The sequence below is a fragment of the Rhodopseudomonas palustris genome (assembly GCF_003226555.1).
Classification (GTDB): domain Bacteria; phylum Pseudomonadota; class Alphaproteobacteria; order Rhizobiales; family Xanthobacteraceae; genus Rhodopseudomonas; species Rhodopseudomonas palustris_I.
Window position 1 is genome coordinate 1 of sequence record NZ_QKQS01000036.1, and the last position, 248, is coordinate 248.

1 protein-coding gene is annotated in these 248 nt (G+C 60.9%); it reads right to left on the minus strand.

Annotated elements, in window-relative coordinates; translation table 11 throughout:
- Positions 1-248 (minus strand): GTP-binding protein (locus tag DNX69_RS23845; RefSeq protein ID WP_234827064.1); only part of this gene is annotated, 248 nt, incomplete at its 3' end.

The window sequence follows — 248 nt, forward strand, 5'->3', positions numbered from 1 at the left end:
GGGCAGTCGACGTGCGCGTAGTGACGGTTCTGCGTCTCGTACTCGACATGCGCGGTCGAAATCGTGATGCCGCGCGCCTTCTCTTCCGGCGCCTTGTCGATCTGGTCATAGGCCGTGAACGTCGCACCGCCCGTCTCCGCCAGAACCTTGGTGATCGCCGCAGTCAGCGACGTCTTGCCATGGTCGACGTGACCGATCGTCCCGATGTTGCAATGCGGCTTCGTACGTTCAAACTTTGCTTTGGCCAT